Source organism: Phorcysia thermohydrogeniphila, from assembly GCF_004339575.1.
In the GTDB taxonomy this organism is placed as follows: domain Bacteria; phylum Aquificota; class Aquificia; order Desulfurobacteriales; family Desulfurobacteriaceae; genus Phorcysia; species Phorcysia thermohydrogeniphila.
The window spans coordinates 133396-157501 of record NZ_SMFV01000004.1 but is presented as its reverse complement, the minus strand read 5'-3'; the positions used below and the strand labels follow the sequence as shown (position 1 = coordinate 157501).

24 protein-coding genes and 1 riboswitch are annotated in these 24106 nt (G+C 45.6%); of the genes, 10 read left to right on the top strand and 14 right to left on the bottom strand.

From position 1 onward, the window contains the following. Complete coding sequence (locus CLV27_RS06435; protein ID WP_132527009.1) at positions 1 to 975, top strand: polyprenyl synthetase family protein; 975 nt, start codon at positions 1 to 3, stop codon at positions 973 to 975. An 18-nt stretch (positions 976 to 993) separates the two neighbouring features. Next, a complete protein-coding gene (locus CLV27_RS06430; RefSeq protein ID WP_132527007.1) occupies positions 994 to 1176 on the top strand; it encodes a MarR family transcriptional regulator in 183 nt (60 codons plus the stop codon). Positions 1177 to 1201: 25 nt separating this feature from the next. Here the strand turns inward: CLV27_RS06430 and CLV27_RS06425 are convergent, their stop codons facing one another. From CLV27_RS06425 to dapA, 8 genes are all read right to left on the bottom strand, one after another. Then, complete coding sequence (locus CLV27_RS06425; protein ID WP_132527005.1) at positions 1202 to 3145, bottom strand: EAL domain-containing protein; 1944 nt, start codon at positions 3143 to 3145, stop codon at positions 1202 to 1204. A gap of 48 nt (positions 3146 to 3193) precedes the next feature. After that, complete coding sequence (gene thiC / locus CLV27_RS06420) at positions 3194 to 4495, bottom strand: phosphomethylpyrimidine synthase ThiC (RefSeq protein WP_132527003.1); 1302 nt, start codon at positions 4493 to 4495, stop codon at positions 3194 to 3196. Next, a complete protein-coding gene (locus tag CLV27_RS06415) occupies positions 4495 to 5301 on the bottom strand; it encodes a sulfide-dependent adenosine diphosphate thiazole synthase (protein ID WP_132527001.1) in 807 nt (268 codons plus the stop codon). The genes thiC and CLV27_RS06415 overlap by 1 nt, the downstream gene beginning before the upstream one ends. 62 nt (positions 5302 to 5363) lie before the next feature. Then, a riboswitch (TPP riboswitch) is annotated at positions 5364 to 5470 on the bottom strand. 35 nt (positions 5471 to 5505) lie between these two features. After that, positions 5506 to 6642, bottom strand: coding sequence for an RNA ligase (locus CLV27_RS06410; protein ID WP_132526999.1), 1137 nt, complete (start codon positions 6640 to 6642; stop codon positions 5506 to 5508). Further along, the gene (gene hisA, locus CLV27_RS06405) at positions 6639 to 7364 is read right to left on the bottom strand and encodes a 1-(5-phosphoribosyl)-5-[(5-phosphoribosylamino)methylideneamino]imidazole-4-carboxamide isomerase (protein WP_132526997.1); all 726 of its coding nucleotides are present in this window, start codon (positions 7362 to 7364) and stop codon (positions 6639 to 6641) included. The genes CLV27_RS06410 and hisA overlap by 4 nt, the downstream gene beginning before the upstream one ends. Positions 7365 to 7384: 20 nt before the next feature. Beyond that, on the bottom strand, positions 7385 to 8167 hold the full coding sequence (dapB, locus tag CLV27_RS06400) for a 4-hydroxy-tetrahydrodipicolinate reductase (protein WP_132526995.1): 783 nt from the start codon (positions 8165 to 8167) through the stop codon (positions 7385 to 7387). Then, positions 8164 to 9177 carry a protoglobin domain-containing protein gene (locus CLV27_RS06395; RefSeq protein ID WP_132526993.1) on the bottom strand — a complete coding sequence of 338 codons (1014 nt, stop codon included), beginning with the start codon at positions 9175 to 9177 and terminating at the stop codon, positions 8164 to 8166. Before CLV27_RS06395 ends, dapB begins: the two co-directional genes overlap by 4 nt. Continuing rightward, entirely contained in the window at positions 9174 to 10049 is an 876-nt protein-coding gene (gene dapA / locus CLV27_RS06390) for a 4-hydroxy-tetrahydrodipicolinate synthase (RefSeq protein ID WP_132526991.1), read from the bottom strand. Before dapA ends, CLV27_RS06395 begins: the two co-directional genes overlap by 4 nt. Positions 10050 to 10129: 80 nt before the next feature. On the opposite strand from dapA, the gene thrC reads away from it, so the two are divergent. The 4 genes from thrC to rpmB are packed head-to-tail and all read left to right on the top strand — an operon-like array spanning position 10130 to position 14008. Further along, positions 10130 to 11191 (top strand): threonine synthase, encoded by a 1062-nt coding sequence (thrC, locus tag CLV27_RS06385; protein ID WP_132526990.1) that lies wholly within the window; start codon positions 10130 to 10132, stop codon positions 11189 to 11191. Between the two features lie 2 nt (positions 11192 to 11193). After that, positions 11194 to 12450 carry an ATP phosphoribosyltransferase regulatory subunit gene (gene hisZ / locus CLV27_RS06380; RefSeq protein WP_132526988.1) on the top strand — a complete coding sequence of 419 codons (1257 nt, stop codon included), beginning with the start codon at positions 11194 to 11196 and terminating at the stop codon, positions 12448 to 12450. Between the two features lie 32 nt (positions 12451 to 12482). Then, complete coding sequence (locus CLV27_RS06375; protein ID WP_132526986.1) at positions 12483 to 13772, top strand: adenylosuccinate synthase; 1290 nt, start codon at positions 12483 to 12485, stop codon at positions 13770 to 13772. Positions 13773 to 13819: 47 nt separating this feature from the next. Further along, positions 13820 to 14008, top strand: a complete 189-nt coding sequence (gene rpmB, locus CLV27_RS06370) for a 50S ribosomal protein L28 (protein WP_132526984.1) — start codon at positions 13820 to 13822, stop codon at positions 14006 to 14008. A gap of 29 nt (positions 14009 to 14037) precedes the next feature. On the opposite strand, the gene CLV27_RS06365 is transcribed toward rpmB, so the two are convergent. From CLV27_RS06365 to queA, 6 genes are read right to left on the bottom strand one after another with little or no spacing between them, the layout of a single operon-like run. Continuing rightward, positions 14038 to 14652 carry a peroxiredoxin family protein gene (locus CLV27_RS06365; RefSeq protein WP_132526982.1) on the bottom strand — a complete coding sequence of 205 codons (615 nt, stop codon included), beginning with the start codon at positions 14650 to 14652 and terminating at the stop codon, positions 14038 to 14040. Next, positions 14640 to 15416, bottom strand: coding sequence for an indole-3-glycerol phosphate synthase TrpC (trpC, locus tag CLV27_RS06360; protein ID WP_132526980.1), 777 nt, complete (start codon positions 15414 to 15416; stop codon positions 14640 to 14642). The genes CLV27_RS06365 and trpC overlap by 13 nt, the downstream gene beginning before the upstream one ends. After that, entirely contained in the window at positions 15391 to 16794 is a 1404-nt protein-coding gene (gene glmU, locus CLV27_RS06355) for a bifunctional UDP-N-acetylglucosamine diphosphorylase/glucosamine-1-phosphate N-acetyltransferase GlmU (protein WP_132526978.1), read from the bottom strand. The genes trpC and glmU overlap by 26 nt, the downstream gene beginning before the upstream one ends. Further along, positions 16791 to 17231: an NUDIX domain-containing protein gene (locus tag CLV27_RS06350; protein WP_132526976.1), complete on the bottom strand. Its 441-nt coding sequence runs from the start codon at positions 17229 to 17231 to the stop codon at positions 16791 to 16793. Before CLV27_RS06350 ends, glmU begins: the two co-directional genes overlap by 4 nt. Next, positions 17231 to 18121, bottom strand: a complete 891-nt coding sequence (locus CLV27_RS06345; RefSeq protein ID WP_132526974.1) for a DUF3108 domain-containing protein — start codon at positions 18119 to 18121, stop codon at positions 17231 to 17233. The genes CLV27_RS06350 and CLV27_RS06345 overlap by 1 nt, the downstream gene beginning before the upstream one ends. Next, positions 18051 to 19082: a tRNA preQ1(34) S-adenosylmethionine ribosyltransferase-isomerase QueA gene (gene queA, locus CLV27_RS06340; RefSeq protein ID WP_132526972.1), complete on the bottom strand. Its 1032-nt coding sequence runs from the start codon at positions 19080 to 19082 to the stop codon at positions 18051 to 18053. Before queA ends, CLV27_RS06345 begins: the two co-directional genes overlap by 71 nt. A gap of 84 nt (positions 19083 to 19166) precedes the next feature. Between queA and trpE the strand changes: the two genes are divergently transcribed. From trpE to CLV27_RS06320, 4 genes are read left to right on the top strand one after another with little or no spacing between them, the layout of a single operon-like run. Beyond that, the gene (gene trpE / locus CLV27_RS06335) at positions 19167 to 20642 is read left to right on the top strand and encodes an anthranilate synthase component I (protein WP_132526970.1); all 1476 of its coding nucleotides are present in this window, start codon (positions 19167 to 19169) and stop codon (positions 20640 to 20642) included. Then, a complete protein-coding gene (gene dnaB / locus CLV27_RS06330; protein ID WP_132526968.1) occupies positions 20642 to 22093 on the top strand; it encodes a replicative DNA helicase in 1452 nt (483 codons plus the stop codon). Before trpE ends, dnaB begins: the two co-directional genes overlap by 1 nt. A 48-nt stretch (positions 22094 to 22141) precedes the next feature. Further along, positions 22142 to 23416: a 3-isopropylmalate dehydratase large subunit gene (gene leuC / locus CLV27_RS06325; RefSeq protein ID WP_132526966.1), complete on the top strand. Its 1275-nt coding sequence runs from the start codon at positions 22142 to 22144 to the stop codon at positions 23414 to 23416. Positions 23417 to 23474: 58 nt separating this feature from the next. Continuing rightward, positions 23475 to 24098 carry a DUF309 domain-containing protein gene (locus CLV27_RS06320; protein WP_132526964.1) on the top strand — a complete coding sequence of 208 codons (624 nt, stop codon included), beginning with the start codon at positions 23475 to 23477 and terminating at the stop codon, positions 24096 to 24098. Positions 24099 to 24106 lie beyond the last annotated feature (8 nt).

Genomic DNA, 24106 nt, shown 5'->3' with positions numbered 1-24106 from the left:
GTGAAGATATTTAAACCTTTTGAGGTTATTAGAGAAGAGCTCTTAAAGGCAGAGGAGTTTTCAAGGGAGCTCCTTGACTCAAAAGTGGAGCTCGTCCTTAGAGCCGGCGGTTACATCCTTGATAGTGGTGGAAAGAGGGTAAGGCCGGGACTTACGATAATCGCCGGAAAGCTCGTTGACGCTCCCCTTGACAGGCTTATCCCCGTTGCAACCGTTATGGAGTACATGCACACGGCAACTCTCCTTCATGACGACATTGTTGATGGGGCAAAACTCAGGAGAGGTAGACCTTCTGCGAACACCGTCTTTGGAAACGACGTTGCCGTTTTAGTGGGCGACTACATGTTTGCAAAGGCCATCTACGTTCTGGCCGTTTACGGCGGGGAAGAAGTTTTAAAGGTTTCAGCCCAGACTGTTCAGGATATGGCAGAAGGGGAGCTCCTCCAGCTTGAGAAAATCGGCGACGTAAACCTTACAGAAGAGGAGTACTTTGACATAATCTACCGCAAAACGGCTTCCCTCCTTTCAACCTGCTGTGAGGTTGGAGCTCTAATCGGTAATGCCTCTGAGGAAGAGAGGAGAGCTCTAAGGGACTACGGAAAACTCATCGGCTACGCCTTCCAGCTCGTTGACGACGCCTTTGACTACATCTCTGAGGAAGAGACAATCGGCAAGCCTGCCGGAAACGACATAAGGGAGGGTAAAGTAACCTATCCTCTAATATCTGCCCTTAAGAAGGCTTCAGAGAAAGAAAGGGAGGAGATAGCCGAGATTCTTTCTTCGGTAGAGCCCTCAAGAGAGGATATAGAAAGAGTGAGGCAGTTTGTCCTTGAGAAAGGTGGAGATAGAGAGACCTTTAACCTTGCGAGGGACTACGTTAGAAGGGCGAAGGAGCTCCTTTCAATCTTCCCTGACTCTCCTTACAGGAGAGCTTTAAACGAAATAGCAGATTTTATAGTAGAAAGAACCTACTAAGCTAAGAAGGGGGTGGTTATGGAGAACAAGGAGCAGTTAGTTCTTGAAGCTATGAAGAAGGCCGAAAAGCCCGTCAGGCCGGGAGAAATAGCAAAAATGACCGGACTTGAGAGCAAAGAAGTTTCAAAGATTATAAAGAAGCTTAAAGAAGAGGGGAAAGTTTACAGCCCCAAGAGATGTTACTACGCTATCAAGGAGTGACTTGGGCGGTTTTTCCGCTTTTTCGTTAAACAACTATTTCTGGCTTTGAGAAGAAGTAGCCTTGAGCATAGTCTACCGACAGTTTCTTTAGTTCCTTAACTATGTCCTCATTTTCAACAAACTCTGCCACTGTCTTTAAGTTGAGGGAGTGGGCCATACTGTTTATTGTCTTAACGACGTTCTTCGCCTGAGGTGACTCTAAGAGCTTCTTTGTGTAGCTTCCATCAATCTTTAAAAACTCAACAGGAACGGCCTCAACCAGATTTACGAACTGTGAAAATGAGGAGTAGCCAGTTCCAAAATCGTCAATTGAAATGGGAACTTCTACCTCTCTTATAAAGTCAACAAGGGCGTCGTAGTCCTCTATGGACGCCTGCTCTGTAATCTCAAAGCCGAACTGAAGACCTTTCTCCTTTAGGTTCTTCGTTATCTCTTTAACTTCCTCAAGGGCAGATGGAACTTTAAAGGTTCTTGGGCTTAAGTTTATGAACAACTTCTTTCCGTTGAATACTTCAAGGTTCTCTGCTATCTTCCTTAGGACGGCAAGGTCAAGTAGGTGTATGAGCCTTAGCTCGTATATCAAGTCTATAAACTCGTAGGCAGGGACTACTTTCCCGCTATCATCTGTTAGCCTGAAGAGAACCTCGTAGTGGGAAATCTTTCCTGCCTTTAGGTCGTAAATTCCCTGTAGTGCTAACTTAAGGTTGCCGGAGCGGAACTTTTCTGTTAGATCCTCGTTTATGTTCTTGAATAGCTGAAGCTTCCGGGATTTTGACAGGTCCTTCAGGTCAAGGATGAGTAGGCGGGAGGGAGTCCTTTTACTTTCCCTTATGGCGTACCTAACCGTGTTTAAGATGTCCTCTTCCTTGGCGTTAATCTCTTTTGGAAACTTAAGGAGAAAGCCCGTTATATCAATGTTTACGGGGTAGGACTTAAAGCGCTCTTTTATCTCTTTTTTGAGAGTCTGGAATATGCTTTTGTACTTGATGTTGTTACCCTTAGATAGGACACATACAGCTCCGTAGGAGCACTTGATGATGCCGTGGCTTTTATCGTCGCCCACGAGCTTTGATAGCTTCTCTGTGAGGAACTCAAATATTGCGTCCCCTGCAGAGAAGCCAAAGACCTTATTGACGAAGGAGATTTCTGAAGGGTCTATCACTAGGAGAGTAGCTTCGCTTTTTATTTCATTAACCAAGTAGTCAACGATATCTTCTAAGGATATGTTTCTCTTTGATGTATTTACGCTTGATACAAACTCGGCTAATTTTTCAAGGAAAAAGTAAATCGTAACGAGTACAAGGTAAGCGGCTAAGAATTTTTTCTCTGAGAAGTAGTTCTTAAACAGCTCAAGGTAGATGTGGACAAGACGGTGAATTCTTTTGGCTTCTTTACAGCTTCCCAGTTTCCGGCAGACAATCTGAAAATCAAGCCTTTCAAGGTAACTGGCAAAGGGACAATCCTTTTCACTGGGAACGCCTTTCTTGTTTCCACTTATGATTTCCTCTATTGTTCTGTAGTGGTTTATAACCTTGTCCTGTTCCCTTTTTCCATGTTTGAGTAGCATTAGGTTCTTCTTCTCTGGAAGGGATTCTTCTGTGTAGCCCAGAGCTATTAGATTTGGGAAGTCTTTAAGGAAGTTTAAGAATTCGTCGGAAAGTTCGTTGGGCAAGTACTCAGTGTTTATGAAGTTAAGAACCTTAAAAGTTATGGTGTTTATTGCGTCAATTACAAAAGCTATGCTCAGGTTGCTTTTATAGAGCTTTTTTCCTAACAAAATTACCAGTTCTTCAAAGGTTTTTCTGTCGTTCTGGAATGTCTGGAGTAGCCTTTCAAATTCTGGTCTTGCCCTTTTACAGAAGCTTTCTACATTTTCTATTCCAAGTTTTTCTCTAATACCTGCCGGTAGTTCGTTTAGGTATTCTGTGCAAAATAACTCAAACAGGTTAGAGTAACTGTCCATTACCATAAAAACATTCTCCTAAAAAATTAGGGGGAAGGACACCCCCCACTAAATTTATTTCCTTTTTAGGTATTCCTCAACTCTTTTAATTGAGCAGAGGCTACCACACATAGTACAGGTTTTTTCGTCTTCCTGTGGACGCCTTTCTTCCCTGTACTTCCTAGCAGTTTCAGGGTCTATTGCAAGCTCAAACTGTCTTTCCCAGTCAAGGGCTTCCCTTGCCTTTGCCATTTCAATGTCCCACTCAAGAGCTCCCGGAATGCCCTTTACAATGTCTGCTGCATGGCCTGCAATTCTTGCGGCAATTACCCCCTGTTTTACGTCCTCAACGTCGGGCAGGGCTAAGTGTTCTGCTGGAGTAACGTAGCAGAGGAAGTCTGCGCCGGCCTTAGCAGCGATGGCTCCTCCTATGGCGCTAACTATGTGGTCGTAACCGGGAGCGATGTCAGTAACGAGGGGACCGAGGACGTAGAAGGGAGCTCCGTGGCAGAGCCTCTTCTGGAGCAGTATGTTTGCCTCAATCTGGTCAAGGGGAACGTGGCCGGGACCTTCAACCATAGCCTGAACGTCGGCTTCTCTCGCCCTGTCAACGAGCTCTCCAAGGGTTATGAGCTCTTCAATCTGACACCTGTCAGTTGCGTCTGCTATACACCCCGGCCTCATGCCGTCGCCGAGGGAGAGGGTAACGTCGTACTTCTTGGCTATCTCAAGGAGTCTGTCGTAGTGCTCGTAGAGGGGATTTTCTTTTTCGTTGTAGACCATCCACTCTGCCATGAGAGCTCCACCGCGGGAGACTATGTTCATGAGCCTCCCCTCTTTCTGGAGCCTCTCAAGGGCAGAGAGGGTGACTCCACAGTGAACCGTTATGAAGTCAACGCCGTCCTGACAGTGCTTTTCAATGACGTTGAAGATATCGTCTACGGTCATCTTGCCGATAAAGCCGTACTTTTCAGCGGCTTCCTTTGCGGCCTGATATATGGGGACAGTTCCCACCATTACAGGGGAGTTCTCTACGATTACCTTCCTCGTTTCGTCTATGTGTTTACCAGTTGAGAGGTCCATTACCGCGTCAGCGCCGTACTTTACAGCTACCCTTAGCTTTTCAAGCTCAAGGTCTATCTTTTCAATGTCTCCAGACGTTCCAATGTTTGCGTTAACTTTCGTTTTAAGTCCTTTACCTATGGCTCTGGGTTGGAAGTTTTCTCTTTCCCTGTGGTAGATGTTTGCCGGTATGACGATAGTTCCTTCAATAAGTCCCTGAACTATATAGTCAACGGCTCTGCGCTCGTACTGAGCGCAGAGCTCCATCTCCTTCGTTACAACACCCTTTTTGGCAAGTTCAACGAGCGTAGCCATCACTCCTCCTTATTTCCTTTGAGCTTTTCAGCTATTTCTTGAGCAGCTTTCTTTCCAGAAACGAGCATTCCGCCAAAGACAGGCCCCATTCTATGGCTTCCACAGGTAGCGTTTGCAGCCATTCCACTAACAAAAATACCGGGGAATACTTCTCTTGTGTTCTTAACGGTATCCTCCTCTCCTACAGAAGCCCAGAGGGGCTTTTCTCCTATAACGCAACCTGTTTCGGTGGCAAGCTTTATACCTGCCTTCTTTTGAAGCGTTGAAACGACGGAAGCGTCGTGTCCTGTGGCGTCAATAACGTACTTGGCTGTGATAACGAGAGGGTCTACGGGCAGTCTGCTCCTTTCAACGGAAGTCCAGTTGATAACGAGACCGCAAACTCTGTACTCGTCGTTCACCTTTTTGAGAACGACGTCCTCTGCAGTTACTCCATTGAAGATAACAGCTCCTGCCTTTACGGCCTTAGAGGCTATGGTAGTTACTGCCTCAACGGAGTCTGCAACGTAGTATCCGGGCTGAAACTCCCTGTAACGAACTCCAAACTCGTCAAGGACTTCTCTACCCATTTCTTGAACGACTATCTCGTTGAAGAGCATACCTCCAGCCCACATTCCGCCGCCGATGGCAAGGTGTCTTTCGTAGATGGACACCTTAAAGCCTTCTCTCGCAAGGTAGTAGCCAGCTACAAGGCCGGAAGGTCCCCCACCGACGATGGCTACATCCACCTCTAAGGAGTTCTTGAGCTTCTCCATGAAGGACTCAATGATGGCCTGAGAGATGATGACTTCGTTTAGGTTCTGCATGCTTTTCCTCCTGTGTTTTGGATTTGCCGTGGGGGGGAGGCTGGAGGGACGGGAAGAGTAAGGAATTCTTCCACGCCGCTCCCTACGCCGGTATTACCCGGATCAGGTTCAAAGGGTTCTCCCCGTAAGGGGAGTCTCAGGAGCTCACGCTCCACCCCTGCGGCATTATCTAATTTTATGCTTAGTAAGAATGATTTTCAATTTTTAATCTTGCTTAAGTTCAATTTCCTTCTCTTTAAGTAGGGAGTAGAGTTTCATACCGATAAACTTCTCAAACTTCCCTCCCTTTGAGGCTACCCGTGCAGATTCCCTAAGGAATGAAGGGCTGAGCTGAAGCTTTTTAAAGTCCCTTGAGAAAGTTGACTTAATCCTTTCTGTTTCCTTAGAGACCCTTCTTTCAAAATTCTTCTTTCCGTAGAGAGGGGAGAGCTCCTTCGCAGTTTCGGTTAGTTCAATGTAAAGGTCTACAAGTTTTTTAAGCTTTCCCATCCTGTTTCTTTTGAGCTTTTTGTTTGTTAGCTTTGAGAAGAACTCATCGGCCTTTCCGTCAAGGAACAGCTTAAATAGCTTGTGGTCTGGGATGTTGTGAAGGTAAGTGAAGATGTAGTGTCTTTCGTGATACCAGGGTGACTTTAGTTTTACAAAGAGGGGAAAAGGTTCTTCCTTAGAAAAGTCTTTAAGGACGAAGCCTTCTATGTTTTCTGTTCCTTCAAGCTCCTTTAGAGCTCCCTCTAAGGTTAAAACCCTTTTTTTCGGCAGGGGAATGCCGAGCTCTGAGATTTCCCTTTCGTACCTTTCAAGGAGGTACTTTCCGTTGTTGTTTTGCCGGAGCTCTGTAAGGTAGAGCTTTTCTTCTGAAACGGGAACGACTATCTGAAAGTCTGGACTTAGTAGCTCAAAGATTGGAGTTATCCCTTTTTTGAGTGCGGAGAGAATAAATTGCCGTAGCTTATCGTCCTTCTCTACTATCTCCTTTGCTCTTTCTGTCTGCTCGTTCTTGAAGGACTTTTGGGTTAAAGGAAGGAGCTCTCCCCTGTAAAGGGCAAAGTGAACCATCGTTCCGTCAAGTTTTTCCCTGAAGATGAACTCTTTCCCCTTTAACCTTTCCTCCTTTGACTCTTCTATCTCGTTAAGGTTAAAGAACTTGTGGAAAGGGCGGGAGACAACCTCTCCCGTAAGTCTATTAAAGGTTATACCGCGGAGCTCCCTCTTAAGAGGAGTATCAAAGACAAAGGGGGCGTTAAATCGGTAGGAGACTTTTAGGAGCCCTCCCTCTTCAATGACCTTAAAAAACTTGTTGCCTTCAATTTCCTTTAAAACTTCTTCAAGGGAGATTTTCATCTACTTTCAATCTCTTTAAGGACTTCCCTTAGGTTAACCTTTCCCTCGTAGAGTGCCTTTCCGACGATAACGCCCGAAACGTTGCCTATTTGTGAGAGCTTAAGGATGTCCTCCTTCCTTGCGACACCTCCAGAGGCTATAACGGGTTTCTTAACGGAGGAGGCAAACTTTTCAATCTCTTCAAAGTTTGGACTTGTTAGTGTTCCGTCCCTTGATATGTCTGTATAGACGTATCCCCATATATCCATAGAATCGTACTTTTTGGCAAGCTCAACGGCCGGAATTTCTGTTACCTCTACCCAGCCCCTTGTTGTTACTCTACCGTTTTTGGCGTCTATTCCAAGAACGATTCTGTTAGGGAAACTTCTTACCATTTCCTCAAAGAGTTCGGGCTTCTCAACGGCTATTGTTCCGACAATTACCCTATCTACGCCTATGCTGAATAACCTTTCAACGGCTTCTATTGTCCTTACGCCGCCACCAAACTGAACTGGAACTGAAACAGTCTTAACGATTTCCTCAACAATTTTTATGTTCTTAGGAATTCCCTCAAAAGCACCGTCAAGGTCAACAACGTGAATCCTCTTAGCTCCTTCCTCTTCCCATCTCTTGGCAACTTCAACGGGGTTTTCAAAGTAAACCTTCTCCTTATCTGCCCTTCCCTGATAGAGCCTTACACACTTTCCGCCTTTTATATCAACTGCCGGAATTATTTCAAACATGCATAAAACCTCCTACAAAGTTAAATCCCCAGAACGTCGAACATCGTGTAAAGTCCCGCTTTCTTGTTGGCTACCCACTTTGCAGCGACTATAGCTCCCCTTGCAAAGGTTTCCCTGCTCGTAGCCCTGTGGGTGAGCTCAAGCCTTTCCCCAAGAGTTGCAAAGAATACGGTATGGTCTCCAACTACGTCTCCCATTCTTGCAGCTAAAACGCCAACCTCGTTGGGCTTTCTTTCTCCGACGATTCCTTTCCTTCCGTAAACGGCTATTTCTGAAAGGTCTTTGCCGAGATTTTCAGCTATTATCTCTGCAAGCCTCATTGCAGTTCCAGAGGGAGCGTCCTTCTTAAAGCGGTGATGGATTTCAAATATCTCTATGTCGTAACCCTTGTCTTTTAGAGCTTTCGTAACTTCGGCAACGAGCTTAAAAAGGAGGTTAACTCCAAGACTCATATTAGGAGAGAAAACGATGGGGATTTCCTGTGCAGTTTCCTCTATCTTCCTCTTTTCTTCCTCGGAAAATCCAGTCGTTCCTATTACGAGAGCAGTTTTTAGCTCCTTAGCCTCTTCAAGGAGCTTGAGGGTAGCCTCCGGAAGTGTAAAGTCTATAACTACGTCGGGCTTTTCAGGCATCTCTTTAATGGATGAGTAGAACTTTACGCCTACCGAAAACTCCTTTCCAATTACTCCGGTAGTTTCCCTTTCCGTTACGCCAACGAGTTTAAAATCCTTATCCTGAAGGACTAAGCTGGCAATCAAGTTCCCCATCCTTCCTTTAGCACCGGTTACAGCAACCTTTATCATCTTTTACCTCTCTTTTTCTCCCTTTTGATTTCAAACCACTTGACGATTCCGTAGACTATACCCTGAATGAGGATGAGAAATCCTATGCCGAGCTTAAACTCTATGGGCTTGTCGTGCTCTAAGGAGACAACCAAGGCTTCCCTAATTGTTGCTGCCAAGGCAACACTAACAAAAGCACTAACGGCGAGCTCTCCGCCGAGCATGAACCTAATTTCACTGTTAAGGAGCTCCAGAACCGTCCAGAGTATCAGGAGGTCTCCAAGTGCTGCAATGAGACCGTGGGAAAGGTCTCCGTGGAATACGTGGGAAATGTCTATTCCGAAGAGAACCACTACAAAGGTTGCAAGGAGCATGAGCCCAAGGAGTATAGCAACGTCCACAAAGAGGGCAAATTTCTTGCTGAAGTTTATAGTAAACCTTTCAAATTTTCCTGATTCTAAGAACATACGAAGTTCTGAATCAACGTAGTAGGAAACGAGAACGTCCTCGTTGAGGGCAAGCAACTTTCTCAGTGAACGGGTTAGATCCTCCATTCTTTCAAAGACTTCCTCAAGAACAAAGTCTTCAAGAATCTCTGTTTCGGAGGATTCACATTCAAACTGTCCGATAAATTTTTTTGCCTTTTCGGAAAAGAACCTTGCGATTCTTCTTGTGCAGAAACGGCTAACGAAGTTCATTGCCACGATGATATAGTGAGGGGGGATGCCTTCTTCAACGTGAACCTTTGCTACTCTTAAGAGGTACAGGAAGTATTCAGAGTCGTATTTTCCAGAGAATAGTTTCCTGTACCACTCTCTAATTGTCGTTTTTAGCTTGTTAAGTTTTTCTTCGGGAATGAACTCTTTGATGTCATCAAATTTCATTAAGTTGTTGTAGAAGGCATCTGCAAATTCCTCCTCATACGGAAGGAGTATCTGTCCCAAGAATAACATGTTTTTAACGTCTTTTTCTCTTATCTCAAAGAAGTAGAGAAGTTTTTCAAAATCCCTGTAGTTCATAGAAAGGTTCATCTTAACACTCCCATAGATTTAAGAGTTTCCTTGATTTTCTCTTCCTTTTCAGGAGTCGTTGGGCACAGGGGAAGTCTAAACTCCTTTTCCATTCTTCCCATCATCCAGAGGGCAGTTTTAACCGGTATTGGATTTGTGTCTATGAAGAGGACTTTTGAGAGGGGGTAGAGCTCTAAGTGGAGCTTTTGCGCTTCAAAAACGTTACCTTCCATAAACTTTTTAAACATTTCTGCCATTTTGTCTGGAACGATATTTGCAGTAACCGAAATAACTCCCTTTGCTCCAACTGCAAGGAGGGGGAAGAAAGTTGTGTCATCACCGGATAGGACGGTAATTTTTTCCCCGCAGAGGTTAACAATCTCTGTCGTTACGTTTGTGTTGCCGGTTGCTTCTTTAATGGCGACGATGTTTTCTATTTCGGCAAGCCTTGCTACGGTTTCGGGGAGCATGTTTACGCCGGTTCTTCCCGGAACGTTGTAGAGGACGATTGGAATACTTACGGCCTCTGCGACGGCCTTGAAGTGTAGGTAAAGCCCTTCCTGATTTGGCTTGTTGTAGTAGGGAGTTATGAGGAGAGCTCCGTCTGCTTTTACTTCCTCTGCAAACTTTGTGAGCCTTATGGCCTCCTCTGTGCAGTTTGAGCCCGTTCCGGCGATAACTTTTACTCTGCCCTTACACTGGTCAATGGTTATGGCTATTACTTCCTCGTGCTCTTCGTAGGAAAGGGTTGCGCTCTCTCCTGTAGTTCCACAGGGGACAATTCCGTCAACGCCTTTTTCAATGAGAAACTCTATGTGTTCTCTTAGAGCTCTCTCATCAACCTTACCGTTCTTAAAAGGTGTGGGAATGGCAACGTAAATGCCTTCAAACATGACTCCTCCACTTTTTGCTTAAAGTGCCAAAAGCAATATAATTCTTTTCCGTATTTTATCCGTTTTCTGGGGGTTTTTTAATGGAAAAGTGGAGAGGCATTATAGAGGAATTTCGTGAGTTCTTGCCGGTTACAGACAAAACGCCCGTTGTTACCCTCCTTGAAGGAAACACCCCTTTAATTGAGGCAAACAACCTTGCAGAGGCCATAAAGCCGGGAATAAAGCTATACCTGAAGTTTGAAGGACTCAACCCCACCGGTTCTTTTAAGGACCGCGGAATGACCGTTGCTGTTTCAAAGGCTGTTGAGGAAGGAGCAAAGGCTGTTATATGTGCTTCAACAGGTAATACCTCTGCGTCTGCAGCTGCCTACGCTGCAAAAGCAGGCCTAAAGGCGGTTGTCCTTATACCGGAAGGAAAAATTGCCCTTGGAAAACTCTCTCAGGCCGTAATGTACGGGGCAGAGGTTATACAGATAAAGGGTAACTTTGACGAAGCTCTTGAGATAGTAAGAGAAATTGGTGCAGAGTATCCAATTACGATAGTTAACTCCATAAACCCTTATAGACTCCAAGGACAGAAAACAGCTGCCTTTGAAATCTGTGAACAGCTCGGAAGAGCTCCAGACTACCACTTTATCCCTGTCGGTAACGCTGGAAACATAACTGCCTACTGGATGGGCTACAAGGAGTACTACGAAGCAGGCAAAGTAGATTCAAAGCCTAAGATGTGTGGCTGGCAGGCGGCCGGAGCTGCGCCGATAGTTCTCGGACATCCCGTTAAAAACCCAGAGACAGTTGCAACTGCGATTAGAATCGGAAACCCTGCAAGCTGGGAGGGAGCAGTTAACGCTGCCAAGGAATCTGGTGGTTTCATAGACATGGTTACCGACGAGGAAATCCTTGAGGCCTATAGGCTTGTTGCAAGGCTTGAGGGAATATTCTGCGAACCGGCATCTGCAGCCTCTATTGCCGGCGTTATAAAGTCTGCAAGGGAAAAGGGTATGTTTGAGAAGGGGGACGTTATTGTCTGCACCCTTACAGGACATGGCCTTAAAGATCCAGACACTGCAATCTCAATGGGGGTAAAACCTGTAACCCTTCCGGCCGACAGGGAAGAGATAATAAAGCACTTAGGGTTTTAGGGATGGGATTAACGGAAATTCCTGAAGGCTTTAAGACCCTCTTACCTGAGGAGGCTGAGAGAAGAAACAGGATACTCTTCCTTATGGAAGAGGTTATTAAGCTCTGGGGGTATGAACCTATTCTACCCCCTTCCATAGAGTTCCTTTCTCCCTTTAAGGTGGTTGATGAAAGGTTAGAGGAGCTCTCCTTTAAGATAGTAGACAGGATTACCGGAAAGTTAATGGCTGTTCGTCCCGACTTTACCCCTCAGGTTGCTCGGATAGTTGCCTCCTCTTTCAAGAATGAAGAGCCTCCCTTTCGCTTTTACTACTCGGGAAAGATATTCAGGGACGTTCCGGGGGAGAGGGAGATATTCCAGTTTGGCTTTGAGCTGATAGGAGTTAAGGAGACAGAAGGGGATGCTGAGATCGTTGCCGTTGTCGTAAATATCTTAGAGAAGTTGGGACTTAAGTCCTTCCAGATAGACATAGGCCATTCGGAGTTTGTAGAGGGCGTCCTTGAAGAGCTTGAGATTCCCGATAGGGAGGAGTTTTTAAAGCTCTTAGCTCACAAGGATCTTTCCGGTATAGAGCTCTTTCTTGAAGAGAGGAGTATAACGGGTAGCAGGAGAGAGAGAATTCTGGAACTTATGGAGCTTTACGGTAAGGAGGACGTTTTAGAGAGGGCTAAAGGACTCTTTAAGAACGAAAGGTCAAGAAAGGCCCTAAAGGAGCTTGAAGAAATCTTCTCCATTCTAAGGAGCTACGGATTTGAAAAGAGAGTAATTTTTGACCTCTCAGAAAAGAGGGGGATGAAGTACCACACAGGCGTAACCTTTGAAGTTTTTCACCCTCTCTTTGGCTCTTCCTTAGGAGCGGGGGGCAGGTACGACCAGCTTGTAGGAAAGTTTGGAAGGGAGCTCCCAGCAACGGGAATGGCCTTAAACGTTGATGCCCTTCAGCTCCTCCTTGAAAAGAAAGGGCTCTTTGAAAGCCACAGGAAAGACTTTTACATAATTGACCTGAGGAAGGAGCTCCACAAAGCTTACGAAGTGGCAAGGGCTTTAAGGGAGAGGGGCTACATAGCTACAAGGGATATAGTGAGGAGGGACTTTAGAAAGTCCATGAAAACGGCCTTTGATAAGGGTTACCGCTTTGTGGTTATCCTGAACAGAGAGGAAACTCCCCATCACCTTCTCTATACTTCTCCTGATGAGTTCTTTAAGCTTGATGAGAGGGACATACCCGGTTCAATCCTGAGCTTAATTGATAGGGTATGATTACGTCGGCAAATTTTACGGGAGGCGGCTAAATGTCCACACTTGCGATAGTCGGAACCCAGTGGGGTGACGAGGGAAAAGGAAAAATCGTTGACATCCTTTCAGAAAAAGCTGACTACATCGTAAGATTTCAGGGAGGAAACAACGCCGGGCATACTGTCGTAATAGACGGCAACAAGTACATCCTTCACCTGCTACCTTCCGGTATTCTCCACGAGGATAAGAAGTGTGTTCTTGGCAACGGTATGGTTATAGACCTTGAGGGACTCCTAAACGAGATTGAATTCATAAAGAGAGTAGGTAAAAGCGTTGAGGGCAGGATATTCGTAAGTGAAAGGGCACACCTCATCCTTCCCTACCACAAGGAGCTTGATGCAGCTTCAGAAAAGCTCAGGGGAAACGGCTCCATAGGAACTACCCTTAAAGGTATAGGGCCTGCCTACAGGGATAAAGCCGGAAGAGTTGGCATCAGAATTGCCGATTTAAAGGATGAGGAAACCTTTAGAGAGAAACTTCGCTGGAATATAAGGGAGAAGGAGCTAACCCTTAAACACGTCTACAACTACGAGGTAAGCTTTAGCTTTGACGAAGTTTACTCCCACATAATGAGGGTCTACGAGAAGGTGGCGAACTTTGTGTGCGATACCGTGACCCTCCTTAACAGGGCAATTGACAGGGGAGATAACGTCCTCTTTGAAGGCGCTCAGGCTACTCTCCTTGATATAGACGTAGGAACATACCCCTTTGTAACCTCCTCTAATTCCTCTGCCCTTGGAATTCCGGCGGGTGCTGGTATAAGTCCCCGCAAGGTGGAAAAGATTTACGGAATAATGAAGGCTTACACAACCCGCGTTGGAGGAGGTCCTTTCCCGACAGAGCTAAAGGATACGATGGGGGAGCTCCTAAGGGCTCGTGGACACGAGTACGGCTCTACAACCGGGAGACCAAGGCGTTGCGGTTGGCTTGACCTCTTTGCCGTTAAGTTCTCTAAAATGGTTAACGACCTTGACGGCGTAATAGTTACAAAGCTTGACGTTCTTGACGCCTTTGACGAGATAAGGGTGTGCGTTGGCTACGAGCTTGACGGAGAGGTTCTTGACCACTTCCCGTCAACGGCGAAAGAGCTCTCCCGCGTTAAGCCTATTTACGAGACCCTTCCCGGCTGGAAAACGAAAACTACTCACATAAAGAGGTTTGAAGACCTTCCAAAGGAGGCTCAGAACTTCATTAAGTTCATAGAGGACTACCTTGAAACTACCGTTCCAATAATTTCTACTGGGCCTCAGAGGGATGAAACCATAGTTGCTTGCGAAATTTGGTAGTTGGTGATAAATTTGCTCCTGCATTTTTAGCTTAAGGAGGGACTGAAATGGCAAGGTGCGCAATCTGCGGAAAGACTTCAATCTTCATAAACAAGGTGAGCCACTCCCACAGGGTTACAAGCAAAAAGCAGAGAGCAAACTTGCAGAAAGTTAGAGCTATCGTTAATGGCGAGAAGAAGAGAATTTGGGTTTGCACCAAGTGTCTCAAGGCTGGAAAAGTTATCAAAGCTATTTAAGTCGGCGGCCTTGGCCGCTCCTTCCCTATTTATCCTAAAGACTTTAGTATTTTTTCAAGTTCCTTACTTGCACTTGTGATTTTTTCCTCTTCTATCTCGTTAGCAAAGAACCTGATGAAACCGTACTTATCTATAACGACCAGTGACGGAACGTTAAGCACTTTTAACCTTTCTTTAAACTCTATATACACGTAACTGTCAGCAGTTACAACAATATCTTTGAGTCCCATAGATTCTTTAAACTTACGTAAGATAGGAAAGTCAGCATCGTTAATGTCAACAGCAAGAATAACTAAGTTCTTCTCCTTTTTAGCAATTTCCTGAAGGGTTGAAAGGAGCAATTCTGACAGAGGGGAATACAGATTTTTCAAGAAGACAATAACCACTTTCCTTCCTTCGAGGTCCTTCTTAGTTATTTTTTTAAGTTCTAAAGTTCTTATAGCGAAATCAGGAGATAGTATTTTCCTTACTTCTATCCTGTAAGGTTTGGCCTCTATCTTGTTGGGTTTAAGCTGTGGAAGGGGGACATTTCTGGGTTTCTCCCTTCTCGCAGGAGGTTTCTTGGGAATAAGGATGTACCAGTCGGCCAGCGCTGTAGATGAAAGAAGGAGGGTTATAAGTAAAGATGCCTTTAGGATACCCAACTTCTTAGAACCTCCTCTGGGTTTTCGCTCCTCATGAGGGTTTCTCCTACTAAGAAGGCGTCAACACCAGCTTCTCTGAGCCTCAGAATGTCATCCTTGTTCTTTATACCGCTCTCAGAGACAAGAAGCTTTCCTTCCTCCTTTATTATCGGTAAAAGCCTTAAAGTTGTTTCAAGGGAAACTGTGAAAGTCTTAAGGTCTCTATTGTTTACCCCTACTATCTCTGCGCCGGCCTTTAGAGCTCTCTCAACCTCCTCCTCGTCGTGGGTTTCAACGAGAGGTTCAAGTCCAAGCTCCCTTCCGAGCTCTATAAAGTCCTTCAACTGCTGGTCTGAGAGGATAGAAACTATAAGGAGGAAGGTAGAAGCTCCTAAAGCTTTTGCACCGTAAATCTGAAACTCGTCTATTATGAAGTCCTTACGAAGGACTGGAAGTTTCACGGCTTCAGCTACCTGACGAAGGTAGAAGGGAGAGCCCTGAAAGAACTTTTTGTCCGTCAGAACAGAAATAGCTTTAGCTCCTCCCCTCTCGTAGGCCTTTGCTATCTCCACAGGGTCAAAGTCTTCCCTTATTACCCCTTTTGAAGGGGAGGCCTTTTTGACTTCAGCGATGATGTTTATTCCATTCCCAGATATTGCCGACTTAAAGTCGTAGGGCACTTTGAGCTTTTCGGCCTCCTCTCTTAAAACAGAGAGGTTGAACTTTTTCTTCTGCTCGGCTACCTCTTCCTTCTTAAACTCAACTATCCTTTCCAGAATGTTCATCCTTCCTTCTCCTTGCCTTTTCCCTGATGGATTCTGCTTTACCCTCGTAGTTAACCTGTCTTGCCCTTGCTACTGCAAGGGTGTTTTCGGGAACGTCGCTGGTTATTACAGAGCCTGCAGCTGTAATGGAGTCGTCACCTACTTTTACGGGAGCTATGAATAGGGTGTTGCTTCCGACAAAAACGTTCTTTCCGATTTCCGTTCTCCACTTGTTAAAGCCGTCGTAGTTACAGGTAATCGTTCCTGCTCCTATGTTTGTATTCTCTCCTACCCTGCAGTCACCAAGGTAGGTTAAGTGGTTGGCCTTAGCTCCTTTTTCAAGGTGAGCGTTCTTTGTCTCCACAAAGGTTCCAACCTTTGCTCTGCTCTCAAGGTAAGTTCCCGGACGGAGTTTTGCAAAAGGACCAACGGAGGTGTTATCTTCAAGAACTGTTCCCTCTATCCAGCAGTGGGTTTCTACCTTAACGCCGTTTCCGAGCTTTGAGTTCCTTATCTCAGTAAAAGCTCCAATGCTACAGCCTTCCCCAATTTCGGTCTTTCCCTTGATTAAAACGGGAGCAAAAATCTCTGTATCCTTTCCTATCTTCACTTCCGGTTCTATGTAGACAGCTTCTGGGTTGTGTATTGTTACGCCGTTTAGCTGGTGATGTTTTACTATTCTCTCAAGGAGAATCTTTTCTGCCTTCGCAAGTTCATATCTGTTGTTAACTCCTATAAAGCTTGAAAAGTCGTCTGCAAGGACGGGGACGACTTTCCAGCCCTTTTCTTTAAAGATTTTTAAAACATCTGGCAGGTAGTACTCTCCTTGGGCGTTGTTGTTGTCTATGCTCCTAAGGGCTTCAAAGAGTTTCTCTGTGTCAAAGGCGTAGATTCCCGTGTTTACTTCCTTTATCTTCTTCTCCTCGCTGTTTGCGTCCTTCTCCTCAACGATGTATGAAACCTCGTCTCCGTCCCTTACCACTCTGCCGTAACCTGTCGGGTCTTCGGCTTTAGCCGTGAGGACGACCATATCTCCTTCAGTTTCCTTTAACTTCTCTATATCCTCTGGCTGAACTAAGGGGGTATCGCCGTTAAGGACGACAAGCCTTCCGGTGTAGCCGTCAAGGAGCTCCTTAGCGCACATAACGGCGTGTCCCGTTCCAAGTTGCTCCTTCTGGTAAACGGTCTTTACATCGGGGAATTCAGCTTTTAAAAATTCTTCAACGAGTTCTTTCTTGTGTCCCACTACGACGATTACCTCTTGAGCTCCCGACTCTTTTGCTGCCTTAACTACGTACCAGAGCATAGGTTTACCGAGAACCTTATGGAGAACCTTCGGTAAATCCGACTTAAACCTCGTTCCCTTCCCAGCCGCAAGTATGAGAACTTTAAAGCTCACCTTTCCCTCCACACAGCCTTTATATCGGCGAGGTAGTCTTTTAGTATCTTCTCATGGTCAAAAACGAGTTTTTCAAAGGGAATTTCCTCATAAGAGTAGATTCTGGCAGTTTTTGCGTCGTCTGCTCCTTTTGGTTCTCCTCTTGCAACACACTCAAAGACAACGGAGACTGTGTGTCTTCTGGGGTCTCTTTCAGGGTCTGAGTAAACTCTAAACTGCTTGATGATTATAACGTCTAGCCCGGTCTCTTCTTTCATTTCCCTTATTAATGCCTCTTCAACAGTTTCTCCAATTTCAACAAATCCTCCCGGTAATGCTAGTCCAACGGGAGGGTACTTCCTCTCTATTAAAACGATTCCCTTCCAGTTTCCCTTTTCGTCCTGAAGGTTTATTATCCCGTCAACGGCTAAAAGGGGCGTTTCTGGTCTAAAACCCATCACTCTCCTCCGAAAGTTCCTGTCATTACTTTCTCAAGAAGGTCCCGTTTCTTCTGTTTCTCGTAATCCTTTCTTAAGTCAAATCCCTTTCCTTTTGCGTCAACTAAGACAGCACTTACGCTGCCTATGGCGACTTCTGCAACAATTTTGACAGGGAGATGTTTTCTATCTGCTGTAAACCAGAATATTACTTTTCCCTTTCTCTTAAAGGCTCCTTCTGGGGAAAGGTTCTCAGAAGGTATAACTCTAAATACTTCCATCTTACCGAACAGGGTGTCTATTGTTTCTTTCTTAACGACTTTAAAGCTTACGTTCTGGAATTTACCACCGGCAAATAGAGGAAAGACTGTTTCTTTTCCAACCTCAAATATTCCGTATCGCCTAAAGAAGTAGGCGGAGGTTACAATATCCTGAAAAGGAGTAAAGGGTATTTTTATCACTTTGACCTGAACTTTGTTTTTCTTGGGGTTTCGCTTTTCGTACTTTACAGTACCTCTTTTAAGGTCATACGTGAAAATTCTTTCCCTTTCGTAGTCACCTTCCTTCTGGTAGATGTAGGTTTTTTCTGGACACAGGGTCTTTTCGTTCCAGATGGAATAGCCTCTATCTTCTATCTTTTTAAACCAAGCAGCAATCCCCGCTGTAGAAACTTTTCCTTGAAATTTGTATCTATCCTTATCAAGTCTTGTAACCTTTGACTTTGAATCGGCAACGTGGAATATGGTCCAGTAGAGCTTGAACTTGAGTTCCTCGCCGTCAAAGTCGTAGTCTGAGGGCCTTCCTGAAACTTTTAACTCTGGTAGAAAGGCACTTTCGGCACTAAAGGATAAGCATAGCGTCGCCGTAACTGTAAAAGCGATAACCTTCTTTAACAGCTTCCCTATAGGCATTTAGTATCCTCTCTCTCCCCGCAAAGGCGCTGACGAGCATTAAAAGAGTTGAGCGGGGTAGATGGAAGTTTGTTATCAGTGCGTCTATCACTTTAAACCTGTAACCGGGGTATATAAATAAGTTAGTTGAGCCTTCCCCGGACTTTACTCTACCGCTTTCGTCTGCGGCGCTTTCAAGGGTTCTTACGACAGTTGTTCCAACGGCGATGACCCTTCTTCCTTCGTCTTTAGCTCTGTTAACTTCTTTAGCCGTTTCTTCTGGGACATTATAGGTTTCGTAGTCCATCTGATGTTCTTCAACGTTTTCCACTTTGACGGGTTTAAACGTTCCGGGGCCAACGTGGAGGGTTACAGTTTTGATTATAACGCCTTTATCCCTTAGCTTTTCAAGGAGCTCCTCAGTAAAGTGCAATCCTGCCGTCGGAGCTGCCACAGCTCCCGGCTTTTGAGCGAAAACTGTCTGGTACTTTTCCCTGTCTTCCGGTCTTTCTTCCCTCTCTATGTATGGAGGTAGTGGAATGTGCCCTACCTTTTCCAGCTTTTCCATAAAGTCTTTGTTGCCCTTTACCTTGAACTCTACAAGCCTTCTTCCCTCTCCGGCGTAACCTTTAACGATTCCTTCAAGCTCTTCGTCAAAGATTATTCTCTTTCCTTCCTTTAGCTTCCTTGCAGGCTTTGCCATTACTTCCCAGAGGTTTGGGAGGGGCTGACGGACGAGGAGGAGCTCCACCTTTCCACCTGTCTCAAGCCTTCCAAATAGCCTTGCAGGGATGACTTTTGTGTCGTTCAGTACGAGAACGTCTCCCTCTTTCAAGTACTCCACTATATCCCTGAAGATTCTGTGTTCTAATTTCCCAGAGTCTCTGTGTAGAACCATTAACCTTGCAGAGTCCCTTGGTTCTACCGGAAACTTTGCAATCAGCTCCTTTGGCAGTTCGTAGTCAAAATCGCTTACCTTCATACTATCCGCCTTTAAGAAAAGCTTTTGCATAATTTTATCTGAAACCGATGCTATACTTGACCAAAAAGTTAGTGGAGAGAGGAAATGGTATCTCTTGATAGAGTTAGGGAGTTAGCATCAGAAGGTTATAACCTTATACCCATTTATAAGGAGATACTTGCAGACCTTGAGACTCCCCTTTCTGCCTTCTTTAAGCTACGTCCCCTTGGGGCTAACATGCTCCTTGAAAGCGTTGAGGGGGGCGAAAAGTGGGGAAGGTTTTCCATCATCGGAATAGGAAGGCTTGTCTCTGTTAAAAGCAAAGGAAGGTTTGTTGAAGTTAACAACCTTGGACGTATAGAGGTAAAGACCTTTGAAAACGACCCCTTAGAGGTTTTAAAGGAAGTATATGAATCTTTTAAACCTTTTAGGCCGGTGGAGCTCCCCCGTGTCTGGGGAGGGTTTTTCGGTTACCTTTCCTACGACGCCGTAAAGTTCTTTGAGCCAAGGGTTAACGTTAACCCGAACAAGGAGGACTCTTACCTCTATGACATGTTTTTCTCCCTTCCTTCAGCTCTTCTAATCTTTGACAACGTTACCCACAAAATTACCCTCTTAAGCTACGTTATAACAACTAAGGGAGAGGTTGAGAACGAGTACAGGAGAGCTCTAAGTCTTTTAGAGGAGATAGAGAGGAAGTTAAGGGAAGCACCCGTTATCCCTGAAGCAACTCCCTCCCCTTCACTTTCAGATTGGAAGGCCAATATAAGCGATAGTGAATTCATGGAGATGGTTGAGAGGGCAAAGGAGTACATAAGGGCTGGAGACATCATTCAGGTTGTCCTCTCAAGGCGTTTTGAAAAGTACTTTTACGGGGATTCACTTACACTTTACAGAGCTCTCCGCCACATAAACCCATCTCCCTACATGTACTACCTTGACTATGGAGACTTTCAGATAGTTGGGGCATCTCCGGAAGTTTTAGTAAGGGTTGAAGACGGCCGTATTGAGACAAGGCCTATAGCAGGAACGAGGAGAAGGGGAAGAACTTACGAAGAAGATTTAGCCCTTGAAGAGGAGCTCCTTTCAGACGAAAAGGAGAGGGCAGAGCACATAATGCTCGTTGACCTTGCAAGGAACGACGTCGGAAGGGTAGCAACAATTGGAACTGTAAAGGTTACAGACCTTATGGTGATAGAGAGGTACTCCCACGTTATGCATATCGTCTCAAACGTTGTAGGGGAGCTCCGGGAGGATAAAGACGTCTTTGACGTTTTAAGGGCTTGTTTTCCTGCCGGAACGGTTTCTGGAGCTCCAAAGGTAAGGGCAATGGAAATCATAGACGAGATGGAACCTTCAGAGAGGGGAGTCTACGCCGGAGCTGTTGGATACTTTTCCTTTGACGGGAACATGGATACAGCAATAGCCATAAGGACAGCAATAGTTAGGAGGAACAAGGTCTACGTTCAGGCTGGAGCTGGAATCGTTGCAGATTCAATCCCCGAACTTGAGGCGAAAGAGACCCTAAACAAGGCGAGAGCTCTCTTTAAGGCTGTTGAAATTGCAGAGAGGGGACTCTAATGAGCAAGCTATTTGATCTTGAGGCCGAGTATTCGGTTCTTGGGAGCATGATTGTTCAACCTTCTTTTGTTTTTAGAGGCGTAGAGCTCCTCCAGCCAGAGGACTTTTTTAGGGAAGAGAATAGAGCTCTCTTTAGCTTTATAAGAGACCTTGTTGCTGAAGGGTATACGGAGGCTCAGCTAAACGAGATATCCTTTAAGGATGAGCTCGTTAAAAAGAACCTCCTTGAAAAGGTTGGAGGAGAAGAGCACCTTGCCTACGTGATAGAGTTTGCCTTAGATAGCTACGAAAAGTTTGAGTCTGCGTGTAAGGTAGTAAAGGACAAGGCTCTTTTAAGGAGAATCCTTGAGGTAGCAAACTTTATAACCGAAAAAGTTGAGGAGACTCCAGACCCCGACCTTCTCATTGATTCCATAGAGAAAAAGGTTTTTTCCCTATCTGAGGAGAGGATAACCAATACCCTCGTTCCGGTTGGCGATATTGTTCCTGAAATCGTTAAAAAAGTTGAGGAGCTTGCTGCCCGTCGGGAGATGGTAACCGGTATCCCGACCGGGTTTACAGAGCTTGACAGGATGACCTCCGGCCTTCACGACTCTGACCTCATAATCCTCGCTGCCCGTCCCTCTATGGGTAAGACCGCCCTTGCTCTCTCAATTGCCTACAACGTAGCCGTTAAGGAAGGGAAAAACGTTGCCTTCTTTTCCCTTGAGATGTCAAAAGAACAGATAGCTATGAGGCTAATAGCTCAGGACTCAAAGATACCCCTTTACAAGATTCGTTCAGGTTTCCTCTTCCCTCAGGAGGTTGATAAGTTCGTTGAATCTGCCGATAGGATAGCTGGAGCTCCCCTCTACATAGACGACACCCCCGGCATTTCAATCGTTGAGATGAGGGCCAAGGCAAGGAGACTCCAGTCAGAAAGGGGGTTAGACCTTATAATCGTTGACTACCTTCAGCTTATGAGAGGTATTAGGAGGACAGAGAGCCGTCAGCAGGAAGTTTCTGAGATTTCCCGTTCCTTAAAGGCCTTAGCTAAGGAGCTGAACGTTCCCGTAATAGCCCTTTCACAGCTTTCCCGTCAGGTAGAGCATAGGGCAGATAAAAGACCTCAGCTTTCAGATTTGAGAGAATCGGGAAGTATTGAACAAGATGCAGACGTTGTGATGTTTATCCACCGTCCGGAGGTTTACAAGAAGAATCCAGACCCTGAGGAAGAGGGTATAGCTGAGATAATCATCGCCAAGCAGAGAAACGGTCCAACGGGAACGGTAAAGCTTGCCTTTATAAAGGAGTTTACGAGGTTTGAGAACCTTGACGACTCTGAAGTTCAAAAGGTTGTTAAAGAGGAGCTCCCCCAAGAGTCCATTCAGGAAGAGCATGAATCTCCGGTAATTGACGAGACTTCAGAAGAGTTTAACTTTGACGATGACGAGTACGGCTTTGACTTTTAAGGCTGTTGTTATAATTTGCAGACCTAAACCCCTCTAAGGAGTAGAAAAATGGGAATGACCATAACCCAGAAGATACTTGCAGAGCACGCAGGTAAGAAAGAGGTCTATCCCGGTGAGCTGATAATGTGTAAAGTGGACATTGCCCTTGCTAACGACGTTACTGCCCCTATTGCCATTAAGCAGGTAAGGGCACTTGGGGCGAAAAAAGTTTGGGACAGAGAAAGGATTGCCCTTGTTCCAGACCACTTCGTTCCGGCCAAGGATATAAAGGCGGCTGAGCAGGTTAAGATGATGAGGGACTTTGCAAAAGAGTTCGGTATTAAGCACTTCTGGCCGGAAGGAAGGGTCGGTATAGAGCACGCACTTTTACCTGAGCAGGGAATCGTTGTTCCCGGCGACGTAGTTATCGGTGCAGACTCCCACACATGTACCTACGGAGCTCTCGGCGCTTTCGCTACGGGTGTAGGTTCAACCGACATGGCCTACGCTTGGCTTACAGGGGAGGTTTGGTTTAAAGTTCCTGAGCAGATGAAGTTCATCTACTACGGAAAGCGTCAAAAGTGGGTTAGCGGAAAGGACATAATTCTCTACGTTATTGGAATGATAGGGGTGGATGGAGCTCTCTACAAGACGATGGAGCACACGGGTGAAGCCATAAGGGAGCTCCCTATGGACGACCGCTTTACAATCTGCAACATGGCGATAGAGGCCGGAGCAAAGAACGGTATCATTGAGCCGGACGAGAAAACCCTTGAGTACGTGAAGGGTAGGGCTAAGAGACCTTACAAGCTCTATAAATCTGACCCGGATGCAGAGTACTCAGAGGTCTACGAGATAGACGTTTCCAAGATAGAGCCTCAGGTAGCCTTCCCATACCTTCCATCTAACACAAGACCTGTTACAGAGGCTACCCACGTTACAATAGACCAAGTTGTCATAGGCTCTTGCACCAACGGAAGGATAAGCGACTTAAGGGTTGCAGCTCAAATCTTAAAAGGAAAGAAGGTTAACCCCAACGTTCGCTGTATCATCATTCCGGCAACTCAGGAAATCTACAGGCAGGCACTAAAAGAAGGACTCATTGACATCTTCCTTGAAGCTGAGTGCGTGGTCTCTACACCTACCTGTGGTCCTTGCCTCGGTGGTCACATGGGAATCCTTGCAAAGGGTGAAAGGGCTGTTGCAACTACAAACAGGAACTTCGTTGGAAGGATGGGACACCCAGAGAGCGAAGTTTACCTTGCCTCCCCGGCCGTTGCAGCAGCTTCTGCCGTCCTCGGAAGAATTGCACATCCCGACGAAGTCGTCGGCTCTGAGAACTAATTCGGGAGGGGTGTTCCCCTCTTTTCTCTCCTAAATCTACGATAAAAAGGGGATTTAAGTGAACTTTTTTGAAATCAGAGACCGGTTTGCCGATAACCTCTGCGATTTTCTGAGAGAAAAAGACGAAAATGCACTTCAAAAACTTGACGCTGTAATAAAAGCAATCCTTTACGGAAAGGCAGAAGCACCTGAGAAGGTCAGAGAAGAGCTCCTGTCAGAGTTCCCTCTCCTTACAGAGGATAAGGGTTTTATACTCTTTGACTTGAGTCAGGTTGACCCTTTTACGGAGATTTATCTAAAAGAAAAAGCCAAAAGGTATGAAAATTTCTTAAAAGGCTTGGGGGATTTTGAGCCTGTCGGGGAAGATATAGAGAAGAACGTCCTGATGGCAAAGGAGCTCTTTAGGGCCGGTCTCTTCTTTGAGGTTCACGAAATCTTAGAGCACGTCTGGATGGTTGAGTTTGGCAGTGTAAGAGAGTTCCTACAAGCCCTTATACAGCTCGGGGCTGCCTGCTACCACTTAGAAAACTATAATGAAAAAGGTTATAGACAGCTCCTTGAAAACGCTCTGGAGCTCCTTCAAAGGTACTCGGGCGTTCTCTACGGAATTGATATCGCGGAGCTCCGGTCTAAAATTAAAATGGCCTTAGAAGGCCGGTTTGATGCTACAAAGCTTCTTTAACCAATATC